Source organism: Geobacillus sp. Manikaran-105 (genome assembly GCF_002809955.1).
Classification (GTDB): Bacteria; Bacillota; Bacilli; order Bacillales; family Anoxybacillaceae; genus Geobacillus; species Geobacillus thermophilus.
This window is the reverse complement of sequence record NZ_PIJG01000072.1, coordinates 1-9,877: the sequence shown is the minus strand read 5'-3', so window position 1 is coordinate 9,877 and position 9,877 is coordinate 1. Positions and strand designations below refer to the sequence as shown.

At 53.8% G+C, this 9,877-nt stretch carries 12 protein-coding genes; 8 read left to right on the top strand and 4 right to left on the bottom strand.

The genetic code is table 11. From position 1 onward, the window contains the following. Positions 1 to 132 precede the first annotated feature (132 nt). The 5 genes from CV945_RS15545 (at position 133) to CV945_RS15525 (ending at position 3,903) form a co-directional block, all read left to right on the top strand. Positions 133 to 993, top strand: coding sequence for a PRD domain-containing protein (locus tag CV945_RS15545; protein WP_232722243.1), 861 nt, complete (start codon positions 133 to 135; stop codon positions 991 to 993). Between the two features lie 147 nt (positions 994 to 1,140). Continuing rightward, positions 1,141 to 1,443 (top strand): PTS sugar transporter subunit IIB, encoded by a 303-nt coding sequence (locus tag CV945_RS15540; protein WP_100660122.1) that lies wholly within the window; start codon positions 1,141 to 1,143, stop codon positions 1,441 to 1,443. Positions 1,444 to 1,460: 17 nt separating this feature from the next. Further along, positions 1,461 to 2,816 (top strand): PTS cellobiose transporter subunit IIC, encoded by a 1,356-nt coding sequence (celB, locus tag CV945_RS15535; RefSeq protein ID WP_100660121.1) that lies wholly within the window; start codon positions 1,461 to 1,463, stop codon positions 2,814 to 2,816. An 18-nt stretch (positions 2,817 to 2,834) separates the two neighbouring features. Then, positions 2,835 to 3,566, top strand: a complete 732-nt coding sequence (chbG, locus tag CV945_RS15530) for a chitin disaccharide deacetylase (protein ID WP_100660120.1) — start codon at positions 2,835 to 2,837, stop codon at positions 3,564 to 3,566. Between the two features lie 16 nt (positions 3,567 to 3,582). Further along, complete coding sequence (locus CV945_RS15525) at positions 3,583 to 3,903, top strand: PTS lactose/cellobiose transporter subunit IIA (protein ID WP_100660119.1); 321 nt, start codon at positions 3,583 to 3,585, stop codon at positions 3,901 to 3,903. A 325-nt stretch (positions 3,904 to 4,228) separates the two neighbouring features. On the opposite strand, the gene CV945_RS15520 is transcribed toward CV945_RS15525, so the two are convergent. Continuing rightward, a complete protein-coding gene (locus CV945_RS15520) occupies positions 4,229 to 4,375 on the bottom strand; it encodes a small acid-soluble spore protein P (protein WP_011230843.1) in 147 nt (48 codons plus the stop codon). 116 nt (positions 4,376 to 4,491) lie between these two features. On the opposite strand from CV945_RS15520, the gene CV945_RS15515 reads away from it, so the two are divergent. Further along, positions 4,492 to 4,752 carry a hypothetical protein gene (locus CV945_RS15515; RefSeq protein WP_100660118.1) on the top strand — a complete coding sequence of 87 codons (261 nt, stop codon included), beginning with the start codon at positions 4,492 to 4,494 and terminating at the stop codon, positions 4,750 to 4,752. A 70-nt stretch (positions 4,753 to 4,822) separates the two neighbouring features. On the opposite strand, the gene sspO is transcribed toward CV945_RS15515, so the two are convergent. Then, positions 4,823 to 4,972: a small acid-soluble spore protein O gene (gene sspO / locus CV945_RS15510; RefSeq protein ID WP_008879509.1), complete on the bottom strand. Its 150-nt coding sequence runs from the start codon at positions 4,970 to 4,972 to the stop codon at positions 4,823 to 4,825. 232 nt (positions 4,973 to 5,204) lie between these two features. Here sspO and acnA point away from each other — a divergent pair, with 232 nt between their 5' ends. Next, complete coding sequence (acnA, locus tag CV945_RS15505; RefSeq protein WP_023634183.1) at positions 5,205 to 7,925, top strand: aconitate hydratase AcnA; 2,721 nt, start codon at positions 5,205 to 5,207, stop codon at positions 7,923 to 7,925. 37 nt (positions 7,926 to 7,962) lie between these two features. On the opposite strand, the gene sspL is transcribed toward acnA, so the two are convergent. Then, a complete protein-coding gene (sspL, locus tag CV945_RS15500) occupies positions 7,963 to 8,100 on the bottom strand; it encodes a small, acid-soluble spore protein L (protein ID WP_011230846.1) in 138 nt (45 codons plus the stop codon). 72 nt (positions 8,101 to 8,172) lie between these two features. Here sspL and CV945_RS15495 point away from each other — a divergent pair, with 72 nt between their 5' ends. Then, positions 8,173 to 8,637 (top strand): divergent PAP2 family protein, encoded by a 465-nt coding sequence (locus tag CV945_RS15495; protein WP_053413665.1) that lies wholly within the window; start codon positions 8,173 to 8,175, stop codon positions 8,635 to 8,637. 112 nt (positions 8,638 to 8,749) lie between these two features. Here CV945_RS15495 and CV945_RS15490 read toward each other — a convergent pair whose 3' ends face one another. Further along, positions 8,750 to 9,676, bottom strand: coding sequence for a DMT family transporter (locus tag CV945_RS15490; RefSeq protein ID WP_100660117.1), 927 nt, complete (start codon positions 9,674 to 9,676; stop codon positions 8,750 to 8,752). Between the last annotated feature and the right edge of the window lie 201 nt (positions 9,677 to 9,877).

The following is a 9,877-nucleotide window of genomic DNA, read 5'->3' as shown; positions in this document are numbered from 1 at the left end:
CGCTTACGATATTAATTCCTGAAAATGGTTCGCTAACTAGTGATTGACAACGCCCGTAGTGAACCGAAAAAATGTTCTCCACAAAGTCTTGACTGACTCGGCGCGCTGTTGCTTGTTGACATGGGATCGCTTGTGTCGTTTTCGAACTTTTTGGAAAAAGAGCTCGCTGTTCCGGTGCGGGTGATTTCCGCCGCCAGCACGCCGCATGTGCTCGAAGCGGCTCGCAAGGCGATGCTTGGCTATGCGCTCAATGACATCTACGAAGAAGTGAAAGCTGCGGCGCCGTTTTACGTTCGCGGGCCGCTTTGGGAAGAAGAAGCAGCGGATCAGGACATGCTGGCGATCGTCACCGCTTGTTTTACTGGAAAAGGAAGCGCGCTGGCGCTAAAACATATATTGGAAACTTATTTGCAGCTCGATGAGCGAATGTGGCGCATCATTCCGATTCAAATGTCAGATGTAGAAGAAGCGCGGCAAACCTTGTCCAACGTAGCAAAACATTTCCGCATCGTTTGTGTCGTCAGCCATCTTTGTCTTGATGAGCGAATCCCGCACTTTTCTCTTGAGGAAGTGCTTAGCCTGAGAGCGATGAAAGAAATACAAGCGTTAGCCGATGTCGAGGAAATTCACCTGCATATGGCAAGAGAGCTGTCCGGCCATCTTCGCCACCTCTCACCGGCAAGGGCCATTCCTGCCATTCGTACTGTGCTGGCGGCGATCAGCCGGGAACTCGGTCTTGAATCGGATGGTCGCGATATGGTGGGGCTTGTCTTTCATCTATGTTGCCTGCTCGATCGTCTTCTTTCCGGAGAGAAGACGAACAGCGGGCGGGGGGCGGTGGTTGCATGCGGACATGAAGAGGGGCCGCTCTACCGGACTGTCAAAGAGGGATTGTTTCCGCTTGAACAGCAGTACGGTGTTTGCATCGATGAAGATGAACTGTGTCATATTGTTCACTTTTTTCGCTCGTTGCAAGGAAAACGAGATGGATAATGTCGTGATTAATGAAAACGCTTCCATTACACAGTTTCCGTTCGTTGACACACAACCGTTCCATCCGCTTCAGCGCTGTCTTTTTGACGTTGGCATGGAATTTGCTTAAACCATAATGAACAATGGCCAAAAAGGAGGAGAAGGTGGATGAACATTTTACTCATTTGCGCTGCCGGCATGTCGACGAGTTTGCTTGTGACGAAAATGCAAGAGGCGGCAAAGGAACGGGGGATTGAAGCGAATATTTGGGCTGTCTCTGCCGACGAGGCGAAAGATCATTTCGATCGAGCGGATGTCGTACTCATTGGTCCGCAAATCCGCTACAAGTTTGTCGCATTGAAGAAAGAAGGAGAGGCGCGCGGCATTCCTGTCGACGTCATCAACCCGGCCGACTACGGGCGCGTCAACGGCGCTGGAGTGTTGGATTTTGCACTGCGGTTAAAAAAATAAGCAGGGGGTAGAGGTGGATGGATCGGTTCATTCGGGTGTTGGAAGAACGTGTGATGCCAGTGGCCGGCAGAATCGCTGAACAGCGCCATTTGCAAGCGATTCGCGACGGGATTATTTTATCGATGCCGCTCTTGATTATCGGGTCTTTATTTTTAATCATTGGCTTTTTGCCGATTCCGGGTTACAACGAGTGGATGGCGAAATGGTTCGGCGAACATTGGCTTGATAAGCTTCTCTATCCGGTTGGAGCGACGTTCGATATTATGGCGCTTGTTGTCAGCTTCGGGGTCGCCTACCGGCTGGCGGAAAAGTATAAAGTGGATGCGCTGTCCGCCGGGGCGATTTCACTGGCCGCTTTTTTGCTCGCAACCCCCTATCAAGTGCCGTTCACGCCGGAAGGAGCGAAAGAGGCGATCATGGTCAGCGGCGGCATTCCGGTACAATGGGTTGGCAGCAAAGGGTTGTTTGTTGCCATGATTTTGGCGATTGTGTCAACCGAAATTTACCGGAAAATCATTCAAAAAAATATTGTCATTAAACTGCCGGACGGGGTGCCGCCTGCTGTGGCCCGCTCTTTTGTTGCCTTGATTCCGGGAGGCGCCGTTCTCGTCGTTGTCTGGATAGCTCGCCTTATTTTGGAAATGACACCGTTTGAAAGTTTTCATAACATTGTATCTGTCCTCCTGAACAAGCCGCTCAGTGTGCTTGGCGGCAGTGTATTTGGCGCCATTGTCGCTGTGCTGCTTGTGCAACTGCTATGGTCGACCGGGCTGCACGGAGCGGCCATCGTTGGCGGGGTCATGGGGCCGATCTGGCTGTCGCTGATGGATGAAAATCGAATGGTGTTCCAGCAAAATCCGAATGCCGAACTGCCCAACGTCATCACGCAACAGTTTTTTGATCTTTGGATTTACATCGGCGGTTCAGGTGCGACATTGGCGTTGGCGTTGACGATGATGCTTCGGGCCCGCAGCCGGCAGCTGAAAAGCTTAGGTCGGCTGGCGATCGCGCCTGGCATTTTCAATATTAATGAGCCGATCACGTTCGGCATGCCGATCGTCATGAACCCATTGCTGATCATCCCATTCATTCTCGTGCCTGTCGTGCTTGTGATTGTTTCCTACGCCGCAATGGCGACTGGGCTTGTCGCTAAACCAAGCGGGGTGGCCGTGCCATGGACAACACCAATCGTGATCAGTGGCTATTTAGCGACGGGGGGCAAAATTTCCGGGAGTATTTTGCAAATCGTCAACTTCTTCATCGCGTTTGCCATCTACTATCCATTTTTCACGATTTGGGACAAACAAAAAGCGGCCGAAGAGCAGGCCGATCCAATGATTGCAAGCGGAGCGGGAACAATGCACTCGCTGTAAATCAAGGAGAGGAACGAAATGCCGCGCTATTGCATAGTCAACGCCGATGATTTCGGTTACTCGAAAGGGGTCAACTACGGAATTTTGGAAGCGTTTCAGAACGGTGTCGTCACGTCGGCGACGCTGATGGCGAATATGCCAGCGGCAGAACACGCTGCCCGGCTGGCGAAGGAACATCCAGAACTCGGCGTCGGCATTCATTTTGTGCTGACGTGCGGCCGGCCGCTGGTCGATGTTCCGTCGCTTGTGAACGAGAACGGGGAGTTTCCGCGGCGCGGGGAGGTGCTTGCCAGCGCTAGGCGCAGCGATATCGAGCGGGAGCTTGCTGCCCAACTGGAGTGTTTTTTCTCGTTCGGGCTCTCTCCAACGCATATCGACAGCCATCATCACGTCCATGAGCATCCGAATGTGTTTCCAGTTGTGGAACAATTGGCCGAACGTTATCGGCTGCCGATCCGCCCGGTGCGGACGGCACGGCCGCATCAGCTGGCAACCGTCGACGTCTTTTTTCCGGATTTTTACGGCGATGGACTGACGAAAGACCGTTTTATCTCGCTGATCGACCGAATTGGCGACGGGCAGACGGCGGAAGTGATGTGCCACCCGGCTTATATTGACGCCCCTCTCGCTGCGGGAAGCTCTTATTGCCGGCAGCGGATCGAGGAGTTGGCTGTACTGACCGATCCAGCGCTTGCTAAGGAGATCGCTGAGCGTGGTGTCCAGTTAATTACGTACCGTGAATTCTATTAACATAGGAGAGGGCGTTATGCAAATGTATGAACAAACCGTATTCCAACTGATTCTTCACGGAGGAAACGGCCGCAGTTATGCAATGGAGGCGATTGCAGCGGCGAAAAAAGGGGAATTTGCCGCGGCGCGCAGGCTGCTTGAACAGGCGGGAGCGGAACTGCAGGCGGCCCATAGGTTGCAGACCGAGCTGCTGCAACAAGAAGCGCGCGGCGGGCAGCCGGTGGTGACGCTTCTGATGGTGCATGCCCAAGATCATTTAATGACGGCGATCACGGTCAAGGACTTAGCCGCTGAATTCGTAGAGCTGTATGAAGCGCTCAAGCAGCAAACAGGCTAATCGTCATCGCCGTCGGCCGGCTTGTTGCCTGGGTGGGGATGATGTCCTTTAATGGAAATGAATCCAAGGCGGGCGGCAATGGGATGTTCTAGAAGACCCCGGTGAAAACGCTCCATTTGCGAGAATCCAAAAGGGATCAGGTTATGGTGTCGCAAGATTTTTCAACATTGAGAAACGCTGTTGGGAGCACCATTTTCCCTTACATCACCCGCCTTTTTGGTTTTACAATAATTTTATTATGTAAACATAAAGACAACAGCCGTTCAGCCCTCCCGGCTGCCGCCGGTCTCGGCTGAACGGAGAAGGAAAACTCCGCTTGTTTGCGTCACATATCGTGGCTTGTGTTGTGCTTTTGCCGCGTGTGATTGCGGTTCTTCACTTTTTTCGAACCGTCAAGCGGCTCCGGCTGCCCAGGATTGTCGCCTTTTGGGGCGTTTTTGCGCATATCTTTGCCGTCATTTTTGTTTGTCATTTGTTGTCCCTCCTTTGTCCGTTAGCATGCGGCGTTGTGCTTTCGCTTATTCGGCGCATAATTTGCGCCCGGTTTGAAACGATAAGTAGTGAACGACCGCGAAGGAGGGACGAGCCATGGTTTACCATAAAACGAAGCAGGACGCGTTTCAAGCAGCGCAAAAGGCGACGATGGAAGCGAAAGAATGGCACGATCACTTGGTGCGTGATCAAGCCGACTACGGCCACCAGCTGGCCCATCTTCGGCAAGAAGTAAACGAGGCGTTCGCACAAATTGAAAACGCGCTCGAAGTTGCCTCGGAAACGCAGCGCGTGCAGCTCGAAAAATTCCGCAGCGATTTGCAGGCGATCGTTGACGAAGTCAATGAAAACGAGTAAGGGAATGCCGGCGGCGGACATTCCCTTTTTTCATGCTATGGCAGTCCGGGATGGCGGAATGGCCGCCATGCTATTGGTTCTTTTTTCGTTTTTTGTTGTTTTGGCGCTGTGCTTCTGTCAGTGGTTCATTGGAAAACTCTTCGTTGTAGCCGGCCCCCATTCCTTGCGCTTTGGCGGCGTTCATGCCAGGGATCACGTGGTTTGCTTTTCGCTTTGCCATTCGTTTCACCTCCGCTTCTAGTTTGCGACGAAACGGGCGCCTTATTCCTCTTTTGCCGCGGTAAGGAAGTAATATGGCGAGACATTGGAAATCATTATTTACACTTGCTCTGTTCTATAATAAGATAAAGTCGTGCCAAACTTTATGGGGATTGGGAGAATTCATGCTATTTTTTCGACTTTTGCGCAAAAAAATAGTATAGTATTATTGTGAAGTGAAGGGGGTTGTACATATGGCGAAACAGGATGTATTCAACGCCCGCTCTTCATTCGAAGTCAACGGTAAAAAATACAATTATTACCGTTTGCAAGCGCTTGAAGAAGCGGGCATCGGCCAGGTGAGCCGCCTGCCGTACTCGATCAAAGTATTGCTTGAATCGGTGCTCCGCCAAGTCGACGGCCGCGTCATTACGAAAGAGCACGTGGAAAACTTGGCGAAATGGGGAACGCCGGAAATGAAAGACATCGACGTGCCGTTTAAGCCGTCGCGCGTCATTTTGCAAGACTTCACCGGCGTGCCGGCTGTCGTCGATTTGGCTTCGATGCGCAAAGCGATGGCCGATTTGGGCGGCGATCCGTACGAAATCAACCCGGAAATTCCGGTCGATCTCGTCATCGACCACTCGGTGCAAGTCGACCGCTACGGGTCAGACGATGCGCTGGAGTACAACATGGATTTGGAATTCAAACGGAACGCCGAACGGTACAAGTTTTTGAAATGGGCGCAAAAAGCGTTTAACAACTATCGTGCCGTTCCGCCGGCAACGGGGATCGTCCACCAAGTGAACTTGGAATATTTGGCAAGCGTCGTTCACGCGGTCGAAGGGGAGAACGGCGAGTACGAAGCGTTCCCGGATACGCTTGTCGGCACGGACTCGCATACGACGATGATCAACGGCCTCGGCGTCCTCGGTTGGGGAGTCGGCGGCATTGAAGCGGAAGCCGGCATGCTCGGCCAACCGTCGTACTTCCCGGTGCCGGAAGTCATCGGCGTCCGCCTGACAGGCAAGCTGCCGGACGGAGCGACGGCCACCGACTTGGCGCTTAAGGTGACGCAAGTGCTCCGGAAAAAAGGCGTCGTCGGCAAATTCGTTGAATTTTTCGGACCAGGAGTGGCGACTTTGCCGCTTGCCGATCGGGCGACGATTGCCAACATGGCGCCGGAATACGGGGCAACGTGCGGCTTCTTCCCGGTCGACGCTGAAGCGCTTGACTATTTGCGCTTGACCGGCCGCGACGAACATCACGTTCAAGTCGTCGAAGCGTATTGCAAAGCGAACGGTTTGTTCTACACGCCGGATGCACCGGAGCCGGTGTTTACGGATGTTGTGGAAATCAACTTGTCGGAAATTGAAACGAACTTGTCTGGCCCGAAACGGCCGCAAGACTTGATCCCGCTCTCGAAAATGAAACAGTCGTTCCGCGACGCGGTGAAAGCGCCGCAAGGCAACCAAGGCTTTGGCTTGACGGAAGCGGACTTGGAGCGGGAAATTACGGTCGAGCTGAACGGCGAACAAGTGAAATTAAAAACGGGCGCTGTCGTCATCGCGGCGATCACAAGCTGTACGAACACGTCGAACCCGTACGTGCTTGTCGCCGCTGGTTTAGTGGCGAAAAAAGCGGTCGAAAAAGGCTTGCAAGTGCCGAAATACGTGAAAACGTCGCTCGCGCCGGGCTCGAAAGTCGTCACCGGCTACTTGCGTGACTCGGGGCTGCTTCCGTATCTGGAACAGCTCGGTTTCAACATTGTCGGCTACGGCTGCACGACATGCATCGGCAACTCAGGTCCGCTTGCGCCGGAGCTCGAAAAAGCGCTCGCGGAAAGCGATCTGCTCGTGACAAGCGTCCTGTCCGGCAACCGGAACTTTGAAGGCCGCATCCACCCGCTTGTCAAAGGCAACTATTTGGCATCGCCGCCGCTTGTTGTCGCCTATGCGCTCGCCGGCACGGTCGACATTGACTTGTTGAACGAGCCGATTGGCAAAGACAAAGACGGCAACGACGTCTATTTCCGCGACATTTGGCCGTCGATGGAAGAAGTGAAGAATGTCGTCAAGCAAGCGGTCGATCCGGAACTGTTCCGCAAAGAATATGAGCGCGTGTTCGACGGCAATCCGCGCTGGAACGCCATCGAAACGACGGATGAGCCGCTGTACCAATGGGATGAAAACTCGACGTACATTCAAAATCCGCCGTTCTTTGAAGGCTTGTCGCCGGAAGTGCGCAAAGTTGAACCTCTCACCGGCTTGCGCGTCGTCGGCAAGTTCGGTGATTCGGTCACGACTGACCATATTTCGCCAGCTGGGTCGATCGGCAAAAACACGCCGGCAGGCCAATATTTGATCTCGAAAGGCGTCGAGCCGAAAGATTTCAACTCGTACGGTTCGCGGCGCGGCAACCATGAAGTGATGATGCGCGGCACGTTCGCCAACATCCGCATCCGCAACCAAATCGCGCCGGGCACGGAAGGCGGCTATACGACGTACTGGCCGACCGGCGAAGTGATGTCGATGTACGATGCGTGCATGAGATACAAACAAGACGGCACTGGGCTTGTCGTCATCGCCGGCAAAGACTACGGCATGGGCAGCTCGCGCGACTGGGCGGCGAAAGGGACGTTCTTGCTCGGCATTAAAACGGTCATCGCCGAAAGCTTTGAGCGCATCCACCGCTCGAACCTCGTTTTGATGGGCGTCCTGCCGCTGCAATTTAAAGAAGGCGAAAATGCGGAGACGCTCGGCTTGACGGGTAAAGAAGTGTTCGACATTCACATCGATGAAAACGTCAAACCGCGCGATCTCGTCAAAGTGACGGCGACGAACCCGGATACGGGTGAGAAGAAAGAATTTGAGGTCATCGTCCGCTTTGACAGCGAAGTCGAAATCGACTACTATCGCCACGGCGGCATTTTGCAAATGGTGTTGCGCGAAAAATTGGCGAAAGTGAAACAATAACGACAAAAAGCAGGCTCCCATATCGGGAAGCCTGCTTTTATTTTGTGTTGAGCTTTTTCGCTGCGTTCTCAAGCTTGCTTTTTGGATCCGGGGTGAACGTTCCGTCTTGGCCAAAGCCTTGCGGGTTGACGCCCGGCGCCTTCGTGCCGCGGTTTCGGCCGCCGTTTTTGGTCATTGCTCTCACCTCCGCTCTTTACGGATAGTATGGCCACCCTTGGTCAAAATATAAGCAAAGGAGGAAAGCGTGATGAACAAGGGGCTGAAGACGGCGCTCGCGACAATCGCGCTCGCCCAGTTTTTGAAAATCCCGATCAAGCAGTTGGAGACTGGCCGATGGGACTGGCGGCTCTTTTTCGAAACCGGCGGAATGCCAAGCTCCCACTCTGCCGGTGTTTCCGCCTTAGCGACATTTATCGCCCTCGAGCGAGGCGTGCGCACGATCGATTTTGCCTTGGCCGCGTTGTTTGGACTGATCGTCATGTACGATGCGCAAGGGGTGCGGCGCCAAGCGGGCGAACTCGCCCTTCGCCTGAACGAGCTTGCCGAGGAAGTAAAAAAGTTGGAAGGAGACCCAAAACAAACCGTTTATCACAAACGACAGCGGCAGCTGCGCGCCCGGCTCGGACACGAGCCGATCGAAGTCGTCGGCGGGGCGCTCTTGGGCATGGCCGCGGGCGCTTTATCGCATTGGGGTTGTCGGCGCCGCGCCTGACGGCCTCAGGCAGCGAAGCGCGTCAGGCGTCGGCGGCATGGGATGATGACCAACGGAGCGCCTCTAGCCTCCCAAAAACTTCACTGTTTTTCGCTAAGAGCAATCGTTGCGGCTACGATGGGATGTTCCGCTTTTCCCGCCACCGTCTGCCCCAGAGGCGCATGCTTGGCAGTTCGGCGAAAATCATGCCGGCCAAAATCGCAGCGCCGCCAAGCCAGGCCGATGGCGACAGCCGCTCTCCAGCCCAAAGGTAGGCGGTCAAAGCGGCGAACACCGGCTCCATGGCGAAAATCAGCGCGACATGGGCGGGAGTCGTATATTTTTGCACCGCCGTTTGGATGAGAAACGCCGCGGTCGTCGCCAACAACGATGTCACAGCGAGCGCCCCCCATACTTCCGGACGGCGGAGCACCGCCATATTCCACATTTGCGCGGCGTCTTCAAACCAAAAGGCAAAGAAGAAACAGAGGATGCCGACGGTAAAAATTTGCACCATTGTCAACAGCATCGTCGAATACTGAGAGGAATAGCGGCCGGTGACGATAATGTGCATGGCAAAGGAAACAGCACAAAGAAAGACAAAGAAATCGCCCTGATTGAACGACAGCTCCGCTCCCCCTGTCAGCCAATACAAGCCGAACGCGGCAAGTGCCGCTCCAACGACCGCATTCACAGACGGTTTTTGCTTTAAAATCAAAAAGGAAAACAATGGAACGAGCACAACGCTCAGTCCGGTAATAAAGCCGGCTTTCGAGGAAGTGGTATACAACAGTCCGATCGTTTGGAATGCGTAGCCGCAAAACAGCCATAGCCCCATCCACGCCCCAGCGCCGATGACTCGCCATGACAACTGGCCGAAGAGCGGGCGGGAAACGGCGGTGATCCAGGCGAGAAGCAACAAGCCGGCCAAACTGAAGCGAACGGCGTTAAACGACAACGGCTCCAAAAACGAAATGGCATTTTGGACGACGACGAACGTCGCCCCCCAGACGAACGTCACCATTAGCAGACTCAGATCGGCTATGGTTTGACGCTTCAATTCGAATCCTCCCTCTTCATATGCTTGCGCCCCATCTCATTTTGGGTGCTAGCCGCTAGTGTACCACAAGTAGGCCGAAAAAGATAGATATTTTGGAAAAAAGAGTCAGTCAAGACTTTGTGGAGAACATTTTTTCGGTTCACTACGGGCGTTGTCAATCACTAGTTAGCGAACCATTTTCAGGAATTAATATCGTAAGCG